General features: G+C 59.6%; 16 protein-coding genes. 6 read left to right on the top strand and 10 right to left on the bottom strand.

All coding sequences use genetic code 11. From position 1 onward, the window contains the following. Positions 1-20: 20 nt before the first annotated feature. The 3 genes from GJT30_07300 to GJT30_07310 form a co-directional block, all read right to left on the bottom strand. Positions 21-1,550 carry an FAD-containing oxidoreductase gene (locus GJT30_07300; protein MSM39409.1) on the bottom strand — a complete coding sequence of 510 codons (1,530 nt, stop codon included), beginning with the start codon at positions 1,548-1,550 and terminating at the stop codon, positions 21-23. Between the two features lie 149 nt (positions 1,551-1,699). Further along, the gene (locus GJT30_07305) at positions 1,700-4,003 is read right to left on the bottom strand and encodes a response regulator (protein MSM39410.1); all 2,304 of its coding nucleotides are present in this window, start codon (positions 4,001-4,003) and stop codon (positions 1,700-1,702) included. Then, entirely contained in the window at positions 3,990-4,874 is an 885-nt protein-coding gene (locus tag GJT30_07310) for a PhnD/SsuA/transferrin family substrate-binding protein (GenBank protein ID MSM39411.1), read from the bottom strand. The genes GJT30_07305 and GJT30_07310 overlap by 14 nt, the downstream gene beginning before the upstream one ends. 547 nt (positions 4,875-5,421) lie before the next feature. Here GJT30_07310 and GJT30_07315 point away from each other — a divergent pair. The 3 genes from GJT30_07315 (at position 5,422) to GJT30_07325 (ending at position 10,217) form a co-directional block, all read left to right on the top strand. Further along, entirely contained in the window at positions 5,422-7,185 is a 1,764-nt protein-coding gene (locus GJT30_07315) for a transporter substrate-binding domain-containing protein (GenBank protein MSM39412.1), read from the top strand. 20 nt (positions 7,186-7,205) lie between these two features. Beyond that, complete coding sequence (locus tag GJT30_07320) at positions 7,206-8,615, top strand: response regulator (GenBank protein MSM39413.1); 1,410 nt, start codon at positions 7,206-7,208, stop codon at positions 8,613-8,615. Between the two features lie 273 nt (positions 8,616-8,888). Further along, entirely contained in the window at positions 8,889-10,217 is a 1,329-nt protein-coding gene (locus GJT30_07325; GenBank protein MSM39414.1) for an anaerobic C4-dicarboxylate transporter, read from the top strand. A 130-nt stretch (positions 10,218-10,347) separates the two neighbouring features. Here the strand turns inward: GJT30_07325 and GJT30_07330 are convergent, their stop codons facing one another. The 7 genes from GJT30_07330 to GJT30_07360 all read right to left on the bottom strand — a co-directional run bounded on the left by GJT30_07330 (position 10,348) and on the right by GJT30_07360 (position 16,974). Continuing rightward, positions 10,348-11,205 (bottom strand): hypothetical protein, encoded by an 858-nt coding sequence (locus GJT30_07330; GenBank protein ID MSM39415.1) that lies wholly within the window; start codon positions 11,203-11,205, stop codon positions 10,348-10,350. Positions 11,206-11,249: 44 nt separating this feature from the next. Continuing rightward, the gene (locus GJT30_07335) at positions 11,250-11,765 is read right to left on the bottom strand and encodes a DNA-binding protein (GenBank protein ID MSM39416.1); all 516 of its coding nucleotides are present in this window, start codon (positions 11,763-11,765) and stop codon (positions 11,250-11,252) included. A gap of 46 nt (positions 11,766-11,811) precedes the next feature. Next, positions 11,812-12,144 (bottom strand): hypothetical protein, encoded by a 333-nt coding sequence (locus tag GJT30_07340; GenBank protein ID MSM39417.1) that lies wholly within the window; start codon positions 12,142-12,144, stop codon positions 11,812-11,814. Between the two features lie 175 nt (positions 12,145-12,319). Beyond that, positions 12,320-13,672: a response regulator gene (locus tag GJT30_07345; GenBank protein MSM39418.1), complete on the bottom strand. Its 1,353-nt coding sequence runs from the start codon at positions 13,670-13,672 to the stop codon at positions 12,320-12,322. 24 nt (positions 13,673-13,696) lie between these two features. Next, on the bottom strand, positions 13,697-14,923 hold the full coding sequence (locus GJT30_07350; GenBank protein ID MSM39419.1) for a histidine kinase: 1,227 nt from the start codon (positions 14,921-14,923) through the stop codon (positions 13,697-13,699). Positions 14,924-14,930: 7 nt separating this feature from the next. Further along, a complete protein-coding gene (locus GJT30_07355; protein MSM39420.1) occupies positions 14,931-15,329 on the bottom strand; it encodes a DUF302 domain-containing protein in 399 nt (132 codons plus the stop codon). A gap of 151 nt (positions 15,330-15,480) precedes the next feature. Beyond that, positions 15,481-16,974 (bottom strand): sigma-54-dependent Fis family transcriptional regulator, encoded by a 1,494-nt coding sequence (locus GJT30_07360; protein MSM39421.1) that lies wholly within the window; start codon positions 16,972-16,974, stop codon positions 15,481-15,483. A 174-nt stretch (positions 16,975-17,148) separates the two neighbouring features. On the opposite strand from GJT30_07360, the gene GJT30_07365 reads away from it, so the two are divergent. The 3 genes from GJT30_07365 to GJT30_07375 all read left to right on the top strand — a co-directional run bounded on the left by GJT30_07365 (position 17,149) and on the right by GJT30_07375 (position 21,978). Beyond that, on the top strand, positions 17,149-18,144 hold the full coding sequence (locus GJT30_07365; GenBank protein MSM39422.1) for an amidohydrolase family protein: 996 nt from the start codon (positions 17,149-17,151) through the stop codon (positions 18,142-18,144). Between the two features lie 5 nt (positions 18,145-18,149). Further along, the gene (locus tag GJT30_07370) at positions 18,150-21,557 is read left to right on the top strand and encodes an MFS transporter (GenBank protein MSM39423.1); all 3,408 of its coding nucleotides are present in this window, start codon (positions 18,150-18,152) and stop codon (positions 21,555-21,557) included. 247 nt (positions 21,558-21,804) lie between these two features. Then, a complete protein-coding gene (locus GJT30_07375; protein ID MSM39424.1) occupies positions 21,805-21,978 on the top strand; it encodes a hypothetical protein in 174 nt (57 codons plus the stop codon). The last annotated feature ends 34 nt before the right edge of the window (positions 21,979-22,012 follow it).

A 22,012-nucleotide genomic window follows, 5' to 3' on the forward strand; every position in this document is an offset into this window, starting at 1 on the left:
GCGAGGTGTCTGTTTCTGCTTCACGAACCGCTTCGCTGCCACTGCAGCCACCCGGACAGCACCTTTTTGACGAAGGGGGTGAGCCGGGTCCGGTTGTAGGCGTCGGCGAGTTTCCTGATAACCTCTGCCTGGGTCGGATAGGGATGGATCGTTGCGGCGATTGCCCTGAGGCCGATTTTCCCCGAGATTGCCAGGGAGAGTTCGCTGATCATGTCGCCGGCATGACGGGCGACGATGGTGGCGCCGAGGATGGTGTCGGTCCCTTTTTTCAGGTGGACCCTGGCAAACCCCTGGCTGTCGCCGTCCAGGACGGCCCGGTCCACCTCGGTCAGGGGAACGGTCAGGGTGGTCACCTCGATCCCCTTTTCTCTGGCATCGTGTTCGTACATCCCCACGTGGGCGATCTCCGGGTCGGTATAGGTACACCAGGGGATGGTCAGGGAGGATGTCCGCTGTTGTCCCATGAACAGGGCATTGGCAATGAGGATGCGGGCCATGGCGTCGGCGGTATGGGTGAACTTGTAGGGAGAACAGACGTCTCCTGCCGCATAGACCCGCGGGTTGCTGGTCTGCAGCGTATCACCCACCGTTATCCCCTGCGCAGTGCTGGCGATCCCTCCCCTTTCCAGGTCGAGGCCTTCCAGGTTGGGCAGCCGGCCGATGCCGACCAGGAGTTCATCCACTGCCACCTCGACCGCTGCACTGTTGTCCTGGAGGACGACGACCTTCTCTCCATTGCGCTGTTCGACCCTGAGGATCTTCACCCCGAGCTGCAGGGCAATCCCCTCTCGGATGAAGGCGTCGTTCAGGATCTCGGCTGCATCGCGGTCTTCCCTTCCCAGGATCTGATGGCCAAGCTCGATCAGGGTGATCCTGCAGCCGAATCTGGCAAAGGCCTGGGCAAGTTCACAGCCGATGGGTCCAGCGCCGATGACGGCCATCCTGGGAGGAAGCTCGGTGAGTGAAAAGATGGTTTCATTGGTCTGGAATCCGGCGTCTGAGAGTCCGGGGATCTGCGGTACGGCAGCCCTAGTGCCGGTGCAGATGGCAGCGCGGTGGAAATAGAGCTTTCTGCTCCCCACCGCAATGCAGTCGGATGCCGTGAAGGCTGCCTGGCCGAAGTAGACGTCAACCCCGAGCTCGTCGCGAAACCGCCGGGCTGAGTCGTGATGGCTGATACTGCTACGCAGGGTGCGCATCCGCTCCATGGCCCTGCCGAAGTCGAAGCCGAGCGCCTCGGTGTTGTCGATCCCGAACGGTTGGGCGGTGCGTGCGTCGAAGACCGCCCGAGCCGCGCGAATGACCCCCTTGGAAGGGACGCAGCCGACATTCAGGCAATCGCCCCCCATCAGGTGCCGCTCGATGAGAGCCACCTTGGCCCCCAGCCCGGCAGCTCCGGCGGCGCAGACCAGCCCGGCAGTCCCGGCGCCGATGATGACCAGGTTGTAACATCCGGACGGCTCCGGATTGCCCCAGCCCTCTGGGTGGACATTCTCCGCCAGAGCTCGGTTTTCAGGGGTATCGGGCAGAATGGATTTTGTCTCATCCATACGGCATCTCCTGGCGCCTTTTCAGCCTGCCTCAATCAGCGCCGGTATGAGAACAGATATTTTGCCCTGGCGGGTGATGTCGGGTTTCCGGCAGTCCTGCTAGCTGTGGTGCCCCTTGCGAGGGGGCTCCGAAAAGGGTGCGTGGATGGTTATCCGTCAGCAGCGGGGGTCAGCAGTGTCTGGACCTTCTGGACAAACGAGCTGATGGCAAACGGTTTCTGGATGAAATGTATCCCTTCGTCAAGGACCCCTTGGTGCACGATGACGTTGTTGGTATAGCCCGACATGTACAGGACCTTCAGGCCGGGGTAGGAGTCGAGCAGTTTCGCGTGCAGTTCGGGACCAGTCATGTCGGGCATCACCACATCGGCGATCAGCAGGTCGAGGTCGCGCCCCTTGCACAATTGCAGCGCTTCGTGCGGACTCTCGGCAGAAAGCACCTCGAAACCCTGCCGGTCCAGCAGTTCATGTACCAGGGTCCGGACCATCTCATTGTCTTCGACAACGAGGATCGAGCAGCGCTCGCAGGTGAAGTTCGTGGTCTCGGCCAACGGGCGCTTCTCCACCGGCAGCTCTGCATCGACGATCGGAAAGTAGATCTTGAAGGTCGTTCCTTTGCCCGGTTCGCTGTAGACCCAGATGTTGCCGGAGTGTTGCCTGACAATGCCGTAAACGGTGGCGAGCCCCAGGCCGGTCCCCTTCCCGATCCCTTTCGTGGTGAAGAACGGCTCGAAGATCCTCTGCCGCGTCTCCGGGTCCATGCCGCTGCCGTTGTCGGTGACGGCCAGCATCAGGTAGCGTCCGGGGGTCACATCCGTATGCAGCGTCGCATATTCGTCATCGAGCAGTACCGGCGACGTTTCGATGGTGATGGACCCGCCTTCGCTAATGGCGTCCTGTGAGTTGACCACCAGGTTCATGATGACCTGCTCGATCTGGTTCCTGTCTGCGCGGATGCCGTACGATTCCTGCGTCAGATAGAGGCGCAGGTCGATGTTCTCCCTGACGACCCGCCGCAGGATGCCATGGAAGGAGTTGATGACCTGGTTGATGTCGATCAGCTTCATCTCCAGGATCTGCTTGCGGCTGAAACTGAGAAGCTGCTGCACGAGTTCCTTGGAACGCTGCGCAGCCTTCATGATCTGCTGGACCATGGCCAGGGACTTGCCGTTATCTGCCAGATCCTGTTTGAGGAATTCGGTGTAGCCGATGATCGGTGTCAGAAGGTTATTGAAATCGTGGGCAACTCCCCCTGCCAGGCGGCCGATGGATTCCATCTTCTGTGCCTGTATCAACTGGTCTTCCAGCTGTTTCCGTTGGCTGATGTCGAGAAAGGTTACCACGGCGCCGGAGATCCTGCCGTTCTCGAATACCGGGTGCGACCAGTACTCTACCGGGAAGCTGGTGCCGTCGGAGCGCCAGAGGACCTCGTTCTGGATATGCACCTTCCTTCCCAGGTGGTATGCCTCATAGACCTTGCATTCATGGCCGGGGTACGGGGTGCCGTCCGGGTGGGTGTGGTGGATCAGGTCGTGGAGGTGGATGCCGTACAGCTCATTTTCTTCGTCGTAACCCAGCATGCGAAGGCAGGATAGGTTGCAGAAGGTGCAGTTTCCGTTCAGGTCTATGCCGAAGATTCCTTCCTCGGTATTGTCAAGCAGCATGCGGATGTGCGCATCGCTCTCCCGCAGGGCGTTTTCCATCCTGGTCCGTTCGACGAGTTCGGCTTCCAGTGCAGCGGTCTGTTCCCGCAAACGCCGGATGGAATCGTTCACGGCATTACCGATGATATCGAATTCGGTCAGTCCGGTCGGTGCCACGGTTTCTCCGGTGTCGATGGCGGAAACCATCCGCGATATCGGCTGATGGACGACCTGGCGCAGAACCAGGAAGATCCCTAAAACCATGAGAAGAGAGCCGACGGCTACGAGCGGCAGCATGATGCCGACCTTGCTGCGGGCAAACAGCGATTGGGTCTGGCGATGCAGGGTTATGACCCGCCAGTCCCAGAGCGGGAAGGTTTCGGCGTAGCAATGGTACGTGCCTTGGGGGAGCCGGATGGAGTAGTAGCCGGAGGCTCCTCCATTGACCAGCCCCCTGGCCGGGTCTGAGCCGAGCGTGGAAAAGAGGATGGCACCATTTGGGCCGACGATGATGCCGTCTTGGCCGATGCGCTGCCAAAGCAGGTCCAGTGCCTCTTCTACGCTCTTCTGCTTTGCCTCGGTGACCACCGAGTTTCCCAGCAGATGGGCCGTTGTTAACTCGTTCGCTGCCGTGGAGAGGACCTTCTTGACTTCGTTGCTGGCGGCACTGATGGTGAAGCGTGAATAGTCGTCCTGCACCGTTTTCGATATCCCGAAGATGAGAACCAGCAGGGCAACAAAGACCGCGACGACGATGATCAGGCTGGGGACGATGAGCTTGTAGCGGATACTCTTCTTATCGACGGTCATTCGTTACTTCCCTGAAATAGGTGTACAACGTGAGCGCGAGCGGCAGGAATTCATTGTCAGGGACGATAAAGCCGTTTTTGACCTCGTCGTCCCAGTTTTTCACGATCTCCGCATCATGTCTCTGCGTAGTGGGTTTGAGGCTGAGAAGCGCTGTCATCAGGCGTTCACGGGATTTCGACGATACCGTGGGGCTGGCGCAGAGGGCAAAATTCGGCAGTTTGTCCGAGGTTGCAATGACATGCAGGTCTTCTTTGCGGAATTTCTGATAGAGGGCTTCCTTGACGCCTGCCGCGGCTATCTCTCCGCCCAGGAGCGCCGATATGAGCCGGTCCTGACTATCCAGGAATACGGGCTGAATGGCGGAGAGCGAAAGCCCGGCGTCGATCAGCATCTTGGCGGGAACGATATGCGCAGCGGTCGACCCCCTGAAGAAACCGATCTTCTTCCCCTTGAGTCCGGTCAGGGTGGTGATCGCCGGATCAGTGGTCAGGATGACGGAGCGATACGAGGGTTTGCCATGTTTGTCCAGGGCAACGAGAAAGGGCCGAGCACCGCACCTGTGGTAGGCCCTGCTGAGCGGGACCGGGCCGGCCAGGGCAGCGGTTACCCTGCCATCGCATATGGCATCGATGAATTCGTCGTGGTTATGGTAGAGCTTGAGTTCCCATGGTTGGCCGGTGCTCTTTCTGAGATAATCGACCACTGGCGAATAGAGCAGCCACATCTTCTCCGGGCTGTAAAACGGTACAACCGCAAGGGTATAGGACGAAGAATCCCTGTTTCCCTGCGAGTCATGGGAATCTGCGGCGCCATTGCCGGGAAGCAGTGTCAGGACTGCCAGGAAGGTGACAAGATACGCGACCGTTTTCATAGCGACGCTCCAATAACTAGGCAAAACTATAACATATATTTTTCTCTATGCAATGCGGAACGCTTCTGTGTGGGGGGAATGCACGTCGGATTGATGTTGTGCGCGGAGAACTTGCTTGCAGAAATTGGGGCCGGCAATGGTCGGGGGTGGTCCGGAATGCGAAAGAGCCGCTACCTGTAACGGTAACGGCTCTTCGTGTTTGGCGTCCCCAGTTGGTATCTGTTGTTAGACGACAATGTGCGGTACATCATTACTGACGTTGTGCTGCTTGAGCATCATCTGCGACATTGCTGCACCTGCTGCAATCGTGAGGACGCCGTGAAGAAAAGTTACCACCGGTTATCGGTTTGTCAAGCCGTGTCGATCCGGGCGGCGCTCGGCCCTGCCGGGAGAATGGGACAACGCATTCCTGGTGGTTTGCAGTGCCTGCTTCAGTATCCACAGGATGGCGGGGGCGGCAAAATAGGATATGCTTGTATCGGGTCGTCAATTCCGCATCAGGGAAGTCACCGTGCCAGTTCAACCCATCAAAACGCACCGGCAGCCGATGAATCGCCTGTGGGCCGGGGTGCTTTCCCTCGCCGTTCTGCTGCTGTTCAGTGCCGTTTCCTGTCCCACTGCCGCAGGCGCAAACGTTCAGGCCGTCCCTATCGCCGACCGGACCATTGTCGTCGGTGGCGACCGCGATTACCCCCCCTACGAGTATATCGACGCAAACGGTAAACCGGCAGGTTTCAACGTCGAGCTGACCAGGGCCATTGCCGAGGTCATGGGGATGAAGGTCGAGTTCAGGCTCGGTGGCTGGTCGGAGATGCGTTCAGCCCTGCAGAGCGGTCGGGTCGATGTACTGCAGGGGATGTCCTTCTCGGCAGATCGCGCCAGGGAAGTGGAGTTTTCCCTGCCCCACGCCATGGTCAACCACGCCGTATTCGCCCGTCGCGACTCCCCCACGGTGCATTCTCTCGCGGAACTGGCAGGGAAATCGGTTGCCGTCCATCGGGGGGGGATCATGCACGACATGCTGGTGCGGGAAGGTTTTACCGGCACCCTCCGGCTCACGCCGACCCCGGCCGATGCCCTGCGCCTCGTGGCGGCGGGAGAGACCGATTTCGCCATTGTCGCCATTGTGCCGGGGATGTACATGATCCGCGAGCTGAAGCTCTCCAACCTGGTTCCCGTCGTGCGAAACGTGGCCACCCACCGCTACGGCTATGCCGTCAAGAAAGGGAACGTGGAGCTGCTTTCCCGGTTCAATGAAGGGCTCGCTATCCTGAGGAAGACCGGCCAGTATGAGCTGATCTATAACAAGTGGCTCGGCGTGCTGGAGCCGGCACAGGTGGATCTGCGGACCCTTGCCCGGTACGGGGCAGTGGTGGTTATCCCCCTGGTGGTGCTGCTGGGGGGATTCGCCCTCTGGTCGCGCACGCTCCACCGCCAGGTTGCCCTGCGCACCGCTGACCTGACTAGGGAGATCGCCGAACGGAGGCATGCCGAAGAGGAGCTGCGCCGGAACCAGCAGCAGCTCGTCCAGGCCGACAAGCTGGCCGCCCTGGGGGTCCTGGTCTCGGGGGTCGCCCACGAGATCAACAACCCGACCGGCCTGATCCTCCTTGACGTCCCGATCCTCAAGCGAGCCCACGGCGATACGGAGCGCATCCTCGAAGAGCAGTTCGCCGCGCAGGGTGATTTCAACCTCGGCGGGCTTCCGTATTCCGAGATGCGCCAGGAGATTCCGCGGATACTGGACGAGATGCAGGAAGGGGCGAAGCGAATCAAGCGGATCGTCAACGACCTGAAGGATTTTGCCCGACGGGACGACGCGGCCGACAAGGCCCTCATCGATCTGAATACGGTTGTCCGGACGGCACTGCGGCTCGTGGAGCCGACGGTTCGCAAGGCGACGAACCGCCTGCACGTCGATTACGCCGACGGGATTCCGCCGGTTCTGGGCAATGGCCAACGGATCGAGCAGGTGGTGATAAACCTGGTCCTCAACGCCTGCCAGGCCCTGCCGGATGCGGAGCGGGGTGTTTTCATCGGCACCCGGTACAACCGCGCCACCGAAAGCGCCGTCCTGACGGTGCGCGACGAGGGGGTGGGGATCTCCCGGGAAAACCTGTCGCGGCTGACCGACCCCTTTTTCACCACCAAGCGGGAGAGCGGGGGGACCGGTCTCGGCCTTTCCGTTTCCGACGGCATCGTCAAGGAACATGGCGGCGATCTCTGGTTCGAGTCGACCCCCGGTGCCGGGACCACCGTTACCCTTGCCATCCCCGTTGTCAATGAGTTCCCATCCGGAAACTCCGGATGAGAAACTAATGAGGAGGAGACGTGAACCAGCACACCTATCCCGCCTTCGGCATACTCCTGGTCGACGACGAGCCGGCCTGGCTGAAATCCCTTTCCCTTACCCTGCGGAGCTGCGCGGGGCTGACCAACATCGCCACCTGCCAGGACAGCCGGGAGGTCATGGGACTCCTTGCCGGCGGTGAGATCGCCCTGGTCCTGCTCGATCTCACCATGCCCCATCTGTCGGGGGAGGAACTCCTCTCGCAGATCGGCGAGCAGCACCCTGACGTCACCACCATCGTCATCAGCGGGCTCAATCAACTGGAGACAGCGGTCCGCTGCATGAAGCTCGGAGCCTTCGATTACTTCATCAAGACCGACGAGGAGGACCGGATCGTCGGGGGGGTGCTGCGGGCCGTACGGATGAAGGAGATGCAGCGCGATTACCTGGAGATGTCGACCCGCCTCGCCTCAGGCGAGTTACGTCATCCGGAGGCGTTTGCCGCTATCGTCACCGGCGATCGGGCAATGCTGAAGGTCTTTGCCTATGTGGAGGCGGTCGCCAGGAGCCCTCAGCCGCTCCTGATCACCGGGGAAAGCGGCGTTGGCAAGGAGCTCGTCGCGCAGGCCGCCCACCGCCTGAGCGGTTGCCGGGGGAAGCTGGTGACGGTCAACGTGGCCGGCCTTGACGATACGGTCTTTGCCGACACGCTCTTCGGTCACGTCCGGGGGGCCTTCACGGGTGCCGAGCAGCTCCGGCGCGGCATGGTCGAGGAGGCAGCGGACGGGACGCTCTTTCTCGACGAGATCGGTGATCTGAGCATTGCCTCACAGGTAAAGCTTCTGCGGCTGCTCCAGGAGGGGGAGTTCTTCCCGCTGGGGTGCGACCAGCCGAAGCGGCTCAAGGCCCGCATCATCGTTGCCACGCACCAGAACCTGGCGGAAAAGGAGGCAGCTGGAACGTTCCGCCGCGATCTCTTCTATCGCCTCCGTACCCATCAGGTGCACCTGCCGCCGCTCAGGGAGCGGCCCGGCGACATTCCCTTGCTGCTGGATCATTTCCTGGAAGAGGCGGCCCGAACCCTGGGTAAAAAGAAACCGACGCCGCCCCGTGAACTGTCCCAGGTTCTCGCCACCTACGGCTTCCCCGGCAACGTCCGCGAACTCAAGGCAATGGTCTTCGATGCCGTGAGCCTGCACCGTGACCGGATGCTCTCCATGGAGTCGTTCCTCAAGACCATCGGCCAACTCCGGACGGCGCGTGAAGAGGCTGCCCCTCCCGGCCGCAACCCCTTTGCCGGTTTTGTCGATCTCCCCACCTTCAGTGAGGCGGCCGGCCTGCTCGTTGCCGAAGCCATGCACCGGGCCAACGGCAATCAGACCATGGCGGCGCGGCTCCTCGGCATATCCCAGCCGGCCCTGAACAAACGGCTGAAGATGCGACGTGGCTGAACCGGTATAACCTCCCGTTATAACCATAACCTCCGGTTGTCAACGTTGCAACATGGCGCAATCATTGCAATTTGTGGCCGGATTGCCCGGCGGGCCATAACCTTGCGTTATAGGGGTTGTGTCAGTACGGATGAAGTTTGAAAGGGTATTGTGTAGCAATATCAGCTATATATGCAATATGGTGGTCGTGGCATTCTCCATGCTTTTAGTGGGATAGATACGAAAGAGGGCCTTCCGGCTCATTCAAACCTGTCCCAGATATGGAGGTGTCTCATGGCAATGTTCTGGATCCAATTCGTGCTTGTCCTCGGTGCCGTCCTGCTCGGCATCCGTCGCGGCGGGGTAGCCCTCGGCCTGATCGGCGGCCTCGGCGTGGCGCTTCTCACGCTCGTCTTCCGCAGCGCTCCCGCCGAACCCCCCATTGCCGTCATGCTGATCATCCTGGCGGTGGTGACCGCCTCGGCCACGCTGCAGGTGGCCGGCGGCCTCGACTACCTGGTGCAGCTGACTGAGAAGATGCTGCGCGCCCATCCCAAGTATGTGACTATCCTGGCGCCGCTCTCCACCTTCTTCCTGACGGTCTGCGTCGGCACCGGCCACGCCGTCTACGCCCTGCTGCCGGTCATCGCCGACGTGGCGATCAAGACCGGAACACGTCCCGAGCGACCGATGGCCATTGCCAGCGTCGCCTCCCAGATGGGGATCACAGCCAGCCCGGTGGCGGCCGCCGTCACCTTCTTCCTCGGCTTTGCCGCAAGTTCCGGCCATCCGGTTACCCTGATCGACATCATCTCCATCACCATGCCGGCCGGAATCGTCGGCGTGATGGCTGCGGCGGCCTGGAGTTTCAACCGCGGCAAGGACCTGGACAAGGACTCCGAGTTCCAGTCCCGCCTGGCCGATTCCGAGTTCCGCAAGGCCCTCGACACCGACGTCACCACCCTGGACAAGAAGATATCCGGTACCGCGAAGCTTTCCGTTGCGCTCTTCTTTGCCGGCGTCGCCACAATCATCCTCTTTGCCGTCGTTCCCGAGCTGCTGCCGCTTTCCAGCGGGAAGAAGCCGATCCCGATGACCACGGTTGTCCAGTTCGTCATGCTGGCCTACGGAGCCTTCATCATGTTCGCTGGCGACGTCAAGGCCAAGGAGATCGCCCATTCCAGCGTCTTCATCTCCGGGATGATCGCGGTCGTCTCCATCTTCGGCATTGCCTGGATGAGCGATACCTTCATCACCGCCAACAAGAAGTTCCTGGTGGACAACATCGGCGCCATGGTGAAACTCGCCCCCTGGACCTTTGCCATTGCCACCTTCTGCATCTCCGCATTCGTCAAGAGCCAGGCCGCGACCCTTGCCATCACCCTGCCGCTGGGCGTGGCCCTGGGGCTTCCGATCACCCTGCTGCTCGGCCTCATTCCGGCCAGCTACGCCTACTTCTTCTTTGCCTTCTATCCCAGCGACCTGGCCGCCATCAACTTCGACCGCACCGGCACCACCCGCATCGGCAAGTATCTCCTCAACCACAGCTTCATGATCCCCGGTCTCATCGGGGTTGGGGTATCAACCGTGACTGCTTACCTGATATCGAGCATTATCCTGTAAGACACGGGTTGTAATGCGGAAGAATACCCGAGCATTCAGGAAGCAACAGACGAAAAGGCCGTCTCTCATTGGAAAGACGGCCTTTTGCTTCTGCGGTTTTCATCATCACAGGGTGCCTTTGCCGGCGAAGCTAGAAATCGTAGGAAACTGCGAGCCCCATCCCATAATCGGGGCTGGCTTTTTCGATCCCCTTGGCCAGATATCCATCGATGCCGGTATGTTTGGTCAACTGGTATTTGACCTTCAGCCGTGCTTCCAGGAGGGCCGATGCCCCTTCGACGGTGGCTGTACTCCCCTTGAGCAACAGCATGGGCTGCAATTTTTCGCTCAGCTGGTAACCGCCCCCGGCGTAGTAATAGAGATAATCCTTGACCGGCAGCACCGTTGATTTTCCCTGGAAGGCATACCCCAGCTCGCCATCGGCAAACCAGTCGCCGAACCATTTGGTGAGTTCCACGGCAATTCCCTCGTCAAAAGCTCCTGTCCCGAGGTATTTGTTCTTGTCGGCAGTGGGGAGTTTCACGTAAAAGTTCGGCCGAATTGCCGGTACGAATTCTTCTTCGGAATAGAGGAGATACCCTGCCGAGAGTTTCATGTCGCCAAGCCCGCTCTGGGAATTGCTGACAGTTCCCGACGATGCGGAGGTCCGTGGCCCCGACCCGCTCATTGCCGCCATAACCGACTGCGTGCCCGTGGTTTGCCCCTGCTGCATCCCCATATACTGGCCCGCCACCACTGCGCTTGTGCTTTGGTAGATAAACGGGATCTCAAGGGAGAAATCGAGCCGTTCAGTCGGCATGACAGCCAGGGTGAACGGCATGTAAATCGAGTCCGTCTTTATGCCGGTTCCGTAGTCGCCCGAGGCGAATTCGAATCCGAGGCCGACGGAATAGTCCGGTCCGTCGGCATACGCCCATGCCGGGATGAAACTGGCGATCATGATCGCAAAAAGAATAAAAAGTCTTCCGGATTCCCAACATCGTTTCACTGTTAACTCCTTGAACGTCACCGGTTCTGCCCGGCGGATCGGCCTCAGTGTCTCATCATGCCACCGCCCCACATCATGCCGCCCCGTGGGCCATTTGACATCATGCTGCCAGCAGTCCGTGCCGACCAACCAGGTTCACCGCGCTCGTTTCGCACTACCATCCGGGCGCCGGTTGTCAGGTTCGTCAGTTTCTGCACCATCAGATAGGATTTTCCGTCTTCCCCCTGGGCTTTGGAGCCCCTGGCAGCAATCTCGTCGTTGGGATGAAGCGGGAATTCCTTTTTTACCCAGGAATATTTCGGGCCGAGACTGAGGCTGATGATTTCGCCATCGGTCCTGACTTCAACGAATACGTGTTCGTTTCCATTGGTTCGAGGGGCAGAGACAACCCGGCCCGAAACGGTCGTCACCGTGTTGATATCGTATCCCCTGTTGAAATCAAGGCCGCTCTTCCCCACATCATCACTCCCGAAGCCGAAACCGGCGAAAGCGGTTGCGGCAAACAGACAATTCAAGAAGACTGCCAGGGGTATGATGGGGGAAAAGCGGCCCTTGTTCATGCTGAAATGCTCCTGTCTGATGTTACATGGTGGCCGTGGCAGCGGTTCACTGCGTAACGGTCATGCCATTGCCGGTCCCGGTTCCATTCCTGTGTTCATGCTGCGCGCCGGTTCCATTGCCCGCGCCGTTCTGCATTCTTGTCTGTGGACCAGCGCCATTCATCGATTTGTGCTGCGGCCCGGTACCATCCTGGGAACCGTTCTGCAGCATGTTTCCCTGTCCCGCTCCCTGATGCATGGTGGCAGACATCTGATGGGTGCCGGCCATGCTCCCGCCTGTGCGGCCGCCACCCATGCCGCCACCGAAAGCAAATGCCTGGGCAGCGAATGCGAGGGCAGCTACAATTGCCACCGTGGAAATGGTTGTGGTTCTTTTCATCTGTGAATACCTCCCGAGGAGAAATGTAGTTTCTGACAGGGGATATTCCATCAATCATGCCATTATCGATATATTATGTAAGTTGCTTGAATTATTGCAGTGCCGATTTCGGGTGAGTATAGTGCTTCCGGTAAACAGGTGCAAGCCTTTGCACTTGAGTGCAGCGTTTTGCGCTTCATTCCGGATTGTCGAGCAAGCCGAATTCCTTCAGCTTGTACTGGAGCGTCCGGCGAGAAATGCCCAGCTCTTCTGCGGTCAGGCGGCGATTGCCCCGGTGTTTTTCCAGTGCCCTGATTATCAGCTCCCGCTCCGTCGATTTCAGTGCCTCCCTGCTGTCCATGCTGGCCGGCAGAGTCGCATGCACGAGGGCATCTGGCAGATTTGCACACCTGACAACCCCCTGCGCCAGGATAACTGCCCGTTCCATGATATTCTGGAGCTCGCGGACATTGCCCGGCCAGGCATACCGGGCCATAGCATCGAATACTCCGGCTTCAGCACCTTTCAGCTTCTTGCCGATCTGCAGGCTGAAACGTTCGAGAAAATAATCTGCCAGCAGGGGGATCGCATCGCTACGTTCCCTGAGGGGTGGGAGTTGAAGCGGAAAGACATTCAGCCGGTAGTAGAGGTCTTCGCGAAACCGCCGCTCTGCTACTTCAAGCTGCAGGTTGCGGTTCGTGGCGGCAATGACCCGCACATCGGCCTTTATCTCCTTGTTGCCGCCAACGCGTTCGAAAGCCCGTTCCTGAAGGACGCGCAGCAGCTTTGCCTGCAGCGGCAGGGGCATTTCCCCGATTTCATCCAGAAAGATGGTCCCACCCCTGGCCAGTTCGAACTTTCCCTGACGTGCCTGGATCGCCCCGGTGAATGCTCCCTTTTCATGGCCAAACAGCTCGCTTTCCAGCAGGTTCTCCGGGATGGCGGCACAGTTCAGCGGGACAAAGCTGGCTTTGCTTCGAGGGCTCAGGAGGTGAATGATCCGGGCTATCAGCTCCTTGCCAGTGCCGCTTTCGCCGTAGATAAGCACATTGGCAGTAGTACCGGCCACATCGAGCACCAGTTTGCGGACTTTCTGCATAGCCTGCCCGGCAAAGATCAGCTCTTCGGGCGGGAGCCCTACGGTTTCCGATGCCTTCAAGGCGAGGAGCTCCCGGTTTCGCTCCTGGCTTTCGATTATCCGTTTGACAAGGGTGAGTAGCGCTTCCGGTGCCGAAAGAGGTTTGGTGAGGAAATCGACTACTCCTTCTTTCATGGCTGCAACCGCTTCATCTACCGTTCCGTAGGCAGTCAGCAGAATGAACTGCGGCGGACCGGGGTCCTGCCTGGTTTCACGGAACAGCTCAAGCCCACTCTTGCCAGGCATTTTGAGGTCAGAGATGACAAGGTCATAACCCTCTTTGGCGAGCTTTTGTGATCCTTCACGGCCATCGCAGGCAATGGAGACCTCATACCCCTCATCCTCCAGGATCGTCTGCACGAAGCTGCGGAAGGTCTCATCGTCCTCAACAATCAGAATGCGTCCCGTCATCTCGAAACTCCGGCATTTTGGTCATTACGGCAATCGTGCGGGAAGGGTTATGGAGATCGTGGTGCCTTGCCCTGTAACGCTCTTCACGCCGATCGTGCCGCTGTGTTCTTCCACGATCTTTTTACAGAGAGCCAACCCCAGGCCGGTTCCCTTGGACCTGGTGGTGAAGAACGGCTCAAATATCCTGTCCATTATATCCGCCTCGATCCCCTGCCCGGAGTCGCTCACGGCAATGGTGACAGCCATGGCCGATGCTGCAGCCACCAGATTCAGACTCCCCCCCTCCGGCATAGCCTGAATGGCATTTTTCGCAAGATTGAGCAGGACCTGGCCAAGCCGGTCGCGGTCGCCCTGGATCTGCAATCCTTCTGGACAATCGCTGAAAATCGCGATCTGCTGTTCTTCAGCTTCAGGGCGGATGAGGGAGACCGTATGCGCGATCAGCTCGTCAAGGCGCAACACCGTCGGTGCCAAACGGTCTGTCCGGGAGTAGGCGAGGAGGTTGTTTACCAGGGCTTCCAAGCGGAGGGTTTCTGCGACTATCCGCTGTGCAAAGCCCCTGTTGCGCTCATCTGTCGGTCTCTTCTCGATGACCTGGGCGAATCCCTTGATGCCGCCCAGAGGATTTCTGATCTCGTGGGCAAGCATGGCCCCCATCTCACCGAGACGGGCCAGACTTTCCTGCCTCGCCATGGCCAGATGGTGCATCTCCTCACGCACGGCGTAGCGATAGATGAGGGCCGACAAGACCCATCCTGCCAGCAGCAGCGACAAAAGGATGAACATGTTCAGTTCTGCCTGACGGATAACCGCATCGGCTCGATAGGTGTGCAGGGTGAGTCGCAAAATCAGAGGCTTGCCGGCTATATGCAACGGAGAGATAAATTCATAGGCCTTTTCGCCAGTCCCCAGCGTAACCCGGCGCTCGATCGCTTCTCCTTTGAGCAGCACCGCACGGGAGCGGGAATCACTTTCTCGCGATCCGATCAGGTCGGCATTGGTATGGAAGCGAAAGATCCCGCTCTGGTCGACTATGGCCAGAAACGCGAGGTCTTTGGGGTGCAAGGTGTCGAGTAAATGAAGGGATGGATCGTGAGCGGCAATATTTTCCACTGCTGCCGTGATTGACAGGGCCATACCACGGAGGTTCTCCTCGGCAATGGGAAAAGCCGCCCGATAGTTGCTTATGGCAAACCAGAGGAGGACCAGCGTAATGCAGAGTCCGCAAAGGAGCAGGATTTTTTTCAGCATTGCGGTTTCATAGTGCTGACAATACCCGTTCCATCTTCTGTTTCACCTTTTGCGCAAGCTCCGCTATTTCAGGGTTATCGATCATGGAGAGCGCTGCCACGGGGTCCATGACCATGACAACCGTTTTGCCGTCACTGTCATCATACACAACCACGTTGCAGGGGAGCAAGGTGCCGATATTGGGTTCCCGGCTGATTGCTTCCCACGCAAGGGCCGGGTTGCAGGCGCCGAGTATGATGTAGTTACGGAAATCTCTGCCCAACTTTTCCTTGAACTTTTGTCGCACGTCGATTTCCGTAAGGATGCCAAAACCTTCCTTGAGCAGTTCTTCCCGGACCTTCGCTTCTGTCTCGTAGAAAGAGGATTGCACGGTTTTTCCAAAGGCATAGCGGGTATGCATGGCCATAGACTCCTTTACCTGGCGGGTTGTAGTGACATTTTACCATGTTCGGGAGAACTTACCTGCAGGACCTGCATCGGTTTGGCACTGCTAAGGGAGGGAAGGCAGAGAGCATCCTTCGTTGAGTCGTCCAGGCGTTTGTCGGCCGGTATTGCCTTCATGCAGCTCCCTTTTCGCTGACCAGCAACACGTACTTCTTGACTGTCCGCCGGTCGAGCCCGGTTTTTCTCGCCACTTCCTCGTAGGTTCCCAGGCGTTTATGGAGCAGGCCGCAATATTCGGCCATCAACTGCTGGGCATCCAGGGTACCGGCTTCGATGCCGGCAAGCAACCGCTCGCACGGTTCGCTCGGAGCCGAAGCAGCCATGTCTCCGCGATAGTGGAGGGTAATGATGATGCGGCGCACGGCCTGTTCCAACTCGCGCACGTTGCCCGGCCAGGGGTAGTGCTGGCCCAGGTCGCGGTTGAGGACCTCCCGCACCAAGCGGGCATGGGGAACGGCCGCCTCGCCAATCAGCCGTTTCAGGATGCTGCCAATCAGGGCTTCCAGCTCGCGTGGCTCTTCCTGGATGCGCTGTCTGAGGGGCGGGACAACGATGATGTCCGAGCAGAGCCGATAGTAGAAGTCATCGCGGAACTGGCCATTGCGGCGCAGGTCATCGAGAGGCCGGTTGGTTGCGGCGATGACCCTTCCCTTGAACCGCTGGCGTTCGTGGCTTCCCACCGGGATGAAGGTCCGTTCCTGGATCACCTGCAGCAGTTTGATCTGCACCTGCACGGAAACATCGCCGATTTCATCCAAAAAGATGGAGCCATGGGGGGTACAGCGGCTGAATATCCCTTCGTGGTTCTCGATCGCGCCGGTGAAGGCGCCTTTTTTATGGCCGAACAGCTCCGATTCCAGCAGCGATTCCGGATATTGGGAAAGGTTGAGGGCAATGAAGTTGCGGGTGAAGCTCTCGCTGAAACGGCCGGTGCGGCCGTCAAAGGGGATGAACCCGGAACGGCCGATGGCTGCAGCCGCGGCCCCCTTGCCGGTGCCGGTCTCGCCCAGCAGCAGGGTTGAGAAATCCTCCATCCGGTTCCAGAGGTGCTGCTCATACCAGTTGATGTTGCAGGTGAAGATGTTGTTCCAGAGCTGCAGGCGGAGGCCATGCATGGAAGGGGAAAGGCCGGTCAGGGCCGTCTCGATGAAGTAGAAGGCCCGCCGTATCTGGTAGAAGATTCCTAGGTAGCGGTGGCAGCCGCTTTCGTCAAGTCCGATGGATGACAGGGCGTGCAACAGCTCTTGTGCAAAGGGGACGGGGAGAGGGGCATCGCCGGCGGACAGTTGCTTGAGGATGAAGTCGTCGAATGCCTGGCGATAGTGGTGGTAAATTTCGAAGAGAAAAGCGGTACTCAGCAAATCCCGGTCGTCTGCGCCATACCGTTGCAGGTCGTCCCGTCCTGTTGCCCTGAGCTGGGCCAGGCGTTCGACGATGCGGGTAATGGCCACTTCGACCAGGTCATCCCACGGCATGTCTGCCTCGGTTCCGGCCAGCTTCCGGTCCAGTTCGATACGGGCCTTGCTGAAGGGGTTGGCAAAGGCGGCCTGGGCTACGAGCTTGAAAAACTCCCGCTCTGCGGATGTCAGTTCCAATGTCTGTCTCATACATAATATGTATAGTGTATTGACATAATATGTCAATGGGGCTGGATCCAGTCAGTCCGTAATTTGCCTTAACCAGCCAATATCCAAGCCGATACGTGAATAATCGCACGCTGGCACGTTCCCTGAAAAACAAGCCTGCAAAACGTGGACAGACCATAACCTGCGGAGCGTATCATGCTGACATCCAATCCCCTCATCGACATCCACTGCCACACAGCAGGCATCGGCGCCGGTTCCAGCGGCTGTTTCGTCTCCCGCTCCATGCGCCGCAATATCCGCTTCCACTTTTTCCTTAGAACATTCGGTGTTTCCGAACCTGAATTGATCCAGCACGGTGACGCATTGATCCTGGAAAGGCTGTCACATCGCCTGGCCGAATCGCGCCAGGTTGCGGCCGCGGTGGTGCTGGCCATGGATGGTGTTGTGGATGGTCGGGGGGAGCTGGACGAGCCGGCAACGGAGATATATATCCCGAACGATTTTCTGGGGCAGCAATGTCGCAACTATCCGAATCTGCTCTTTGGCGCCAGCATCAACCCCCATCGGCGGGATGCCCTGGAGCGGCTTGACCGTGCCGCAGCGGATGGGGCCGTGCTGGTGAAATGGCTTCCCTCCATTCAGGGCATCGACCCTGGCGAGAGTCGTCTGAAACCGTTTTATCGCCGTTTGCAGGAGCTGAAGCTGCCGCTGTTGACCCATACCGGCAGCGAGGAGTCCTTTACCCGTGTCGACAACACCCTGGCCGATCCGTTGCGGCTGCGATGCGCCCTGGATGAAGGCGTGACCGTCATTGCCGCTCACTGCGCCAGCAACGGCCGGAATGGCGGGCAGGCCAACCTGGAGCGCCTGTTGCCGCTCTTTGCGGAGTATCCGAACCTCTATGCCGATTTTTCGAGCCTTACCCAGGTCAACCGACTGGGACATCTGCCCAGGGTCCTGCGGCAGACCGAAATCCATGACCGTTTGCTGTACGGCAGCGACATGCCGATCATCAACAGCTTCATCACCTCCCCCTGGTGGCAGATATACCGCATCCCGCTGCACGAATTGAGGCGCATCGCCGTCATTGCAAACCCCTGGGATCGGGACGTGGAACTGAAACGGGCGCTGGGGGTAACAGAAGCGATGCTGGCCAACAATGCACGACTGATTCGTTTTCCCAAGGGGTAGATCATATGCAATCGACCGGTGATACAAACAGAAACGGAAACGCCAGCCTCCCCCGCGCCTTCGGTCGCCTGAACGCGACCCAGTTCCTGGGGGCGATGAACGATAATGTCCTCAAGCTCCTGATCATCTTCTTCCTGATTTCCAGTCAGGGGGCAGCGAATGCCGGAGTGATAACCGCCATGGTGGGAGCCGCCTTTGTCCTGCCGTTCCTCCTCTTTTCCGCGCCTGCCGGCTGCCTGGCCGACCGGCTCAGCAAGTCGCGGGTCATCGTATCGGTCAAGGTAGTGGAAGTCGGTGTGACCTCTGCCGCGGTCGCTGCCTTTGCCTTTGGCTGGCACAACGGTCTCTACCTGATCGTATTCATGATGGGGACGCACAGCGCCTTTTTCGCGCCGGCCAAATACGGCGTCATCCCGGAGCTGGCCGCCCGCGATCAGCTCTCCCGCGCCAACGGCCTGATCGAGTCGTTCACCTACCTGGCCATCATCTTCGGCACGGCCCTGGCATCGTTCCTGACCCAGGCGCTGACCGGCCGTTTCGCTCCGGCAGCCGTGGCCTGCCTCTGCATCGCCCTGGCCGGGCTCTGGAGCGCCCGGGGCTTGCCCCGGACCGAAACCGCGGATCAAGGGCGAAAGATCGCCCTTTTTCCGACCGAGATACTCCGCACCATCCTTTCCATCCGCCACGACGGGCACCTGATGCTGGCGGTGATCGGCCTTGCCTGGTTCATGTTTGTCGGTGCTTTCGCCCAGCTGAACCTGATCGGCTACGGCATGCAGCATCTCGGCCTCTCCGAGGCACAGTCGGGGTATCTGTTCCTTGCCGCAGCCCTCGGCATCGGCGGTGGTTCACTCCTGGCGGCAAGGCTTTCCGGCCGCGACGTGGAGTTCGGCATTGTCCCGATCGGAGCCCTCGGCCTCACCATAGCGCCGATCATGCTCCATGCCGCTCCTGCCGAGATCTATACCTGCATTGCCATCATCGTGCTGTTCGGCGTGGCAGCGGGCCTCTTCAGCCTGCCGCTGCAGACATTCATCCAGTTCCGCGCCGAACCGTCAAAGCTGGGGGAAGTGCTGGCTGCCTCCAGTTTCGTCAACTGGGTCGGCGTTCTCGGGGCATCGGGCCTGACCTATCTCTTCAGCGGGCCGATGGGGCTTTCAGCTGCCCAGGGTTTCAGCATCATCGGTGCCATGACCATGGTGTTGACCCTGATCTCGTTTCGGGTTCTGCCGGATTTTCTCCTCCGCTTCATCGCCCTGGTTACGATGCGAATCTTCTACCGCATCCGGATCAGCGGTGTAGAACATCTTCCCATCGAAGGGCCGGCGCTTTTGATCCCCAACCATGTCACCTGGGTTGACGCCCTGCTGCTGACCGCCACCAACCAGCGCCGCATCCGTTTCGTCATGGAACGGAATATCTACAACACCCCTGTACTGCGCGGCCTGTTCCGGCTGATGGGGGTGATCCCGGTATCTTCCGGCGACGGTAAAAAAGAGATCGTGGAGTTCATCAAGCGGGCGCGCGCCGCACTCGATGAGGGATACATGGTCTGCATCTTTGCCGAGGGGGCTCTGACCCGCAACGGTATGCTGCGGGAATTCCGCGGCGGCTTCGAGAGGATCGTTAAGGACAGCGGCTATCCGATCATCCCGGTCTATATCGGCGGCGCATGGGGGAGCATCCTCAGCTATGCCCATGGCAAACTCCTCTCCCGGCCCCCGGCTCTTTCCCCCTACCCGGTCGGCATTCTCTTCGGCAGCCCCATGCCGGCCACCAGCACGGCCATGGAGGTGCGGCAGGCGGTGATGGAGCTTTCCTGCGACTGGTTTGAGTCGCGCAAGCCGCGCAGAAAACCGCTCGGCGAATGTTTCATCGATGCCGCCAAAGAGAATTGGGGCCGCCCTGCCGTTGCCGACACCTCCGGGAAGGCCCTCACCTATGGCCATACGCTGGCCGGTGCGCTCGCCCTGGCCGGGGAACTGGAGCCGAGGATCGGCGATGCTTTCCATGTCGGCCTGCTGCTGCCGCCGTCAGTGGGCGGGGTATTGACCAACCTGGCCCTGTCGCTCCTGGGTCGGGCGCCGGTGAACCTGAACTACACGGCCGCCGAGGCTTCGCTCCGTTTGGCCGTTGAGCAGTGCGGCATCACCACCATCGTCACCTCGCATGCCTTCCTGGAAAAGGTTCCCGGCCTGCCCCGCCTGGAAGGAATGATTATGCTGGAGGATATCCTCCCCGCGATTACTGCCCGTGACAAGCAGCTCGCCATGCTCAGGGCGCGGTTCCTTCCGGCCCGGATGCTGTGCAGGCGCGAGGGTTTCGATGCGGACCGGGTTGCCACGGTCATCTTCTCCTCCGGCAGCACCGGCGAGCCGAAAGGGGTGATGCTGACCCACCATAACATCATGTCCAACATCGAGGCGCTCCGCATGGTCTTTCGCGTCAACCTGAACGACAATATCTGTTCGGCGCTCCCCTTCTTCCACTCGCTCGGGTTCACCGCCACCCTCTGGTTCCCCCTGGTGAGCGGCTTCTCCGCCGCCTACCATCCCAACCCGATGGATGGCGAAAAGATCGCGCAGGTCGTCCGGGAGCACAAATCGACCCTGCTCCTTGCCACCCCGACATTCCTCCTCTCCTACCTCCGTCGGGCAAAAAAGGAGGATTTCTCCACCCTGCGGCTGGTGATAACCGGCGCTGAGAAACTGAAGAGCAGGGTTGCCGACGCCTTCCAGGAAAAATTCGGCATTCGTCCCATGGAGGGATACGGCGCTACCGAGCTGTCGCCGGTCATCACCTTAAGCCTCCCGGACGTGAAGATCGATGGCGTCGAGCAGCATGGGGCCAAGGAGGGGAGCGTGGGGCACCCGATCCCCGGCGTGGCGATCCGGGTGGTGGACCCGGAGAGCAATGCCCTGCGCAAGCCGGGCGAACCCGGACTGATTCTGGTCAAAGGGCCCAACGTCATGCTCGGCTACCTGGGACGGGCCGACAAAACCGCCGAGGTGATCCGGGACGGCTGGTACGTCACCGGCGACATCGGCGTCATGGACGACGACGGCTTCATCCGGATTACCGACCGCCTCTCCCGTTTCAGCAAGATCGGCGGCGAAATGGTCCCCCATGGTGTGGTGGAGGACGAATTGCACAACCGCCTGGGCCAGACCGGCGTGGTGGCGGTCACCGCAGTGCCGGATGAAAAGAAGGGGGAAAGGCTGGTCGTGATCTTTGCCAAGGAGGCTGCCGATGCCGAAACACTGCACCGCCACCTCGCGGAAAGCGATCTCCCCAATCTCTGGAAACCGGGGCGCGACTGTTACCTGGAGGTTGAGAGCCTGCCGATCCTGGGGACCGGCAAACTCGACCTGAAAGGGTTGAAAGAGATCGCATTGGCGGCAGTGGCTGGATAAGGCACGGGGGGCGAAAAACGCCCCCCCATCTATTTCCAATTGGACTCATTCTGTTTCCCATCCAGTACAAATTATGTATCCATGCCATCCATAAATTGCTCCTCAGTAACGTGGCAATTCGGTCAAAATCTCTCTCGTAAGCAAATAAATAATAATATAATCAATTAGATACGCGTTACTGTGCCCTCTGGCATGCTCCCTGTAATACGTTCAACCATAGACAAGCGAACGTTGCAGGGAGGATGTCATGGAAACCTTTTTCTGGAAACTGGCCGTCGCCGTTATCCCTCTGGTAGTCCTGGTTGCTTCCGTTACCACCATCTCCTGGCTGACATCCTGGTACACCCACCATCCTCTGGCCTGGCACCGCAGGCGGCGTTCGATCCTGCGCGCCCTGGCCGCCGGCGTGATGCTCCGCTGAAGTCACGCTCCATCCTGAAAGGAGGCATGTATGT

It is taken from the genome of Geobacter sp., from assembly GCA_009684525.1.
GTDB lineage: Bacteria > Desulfobacterota > Desulfuromonadia > Geobacterales > DSM-12255 > Geoanaerobacter.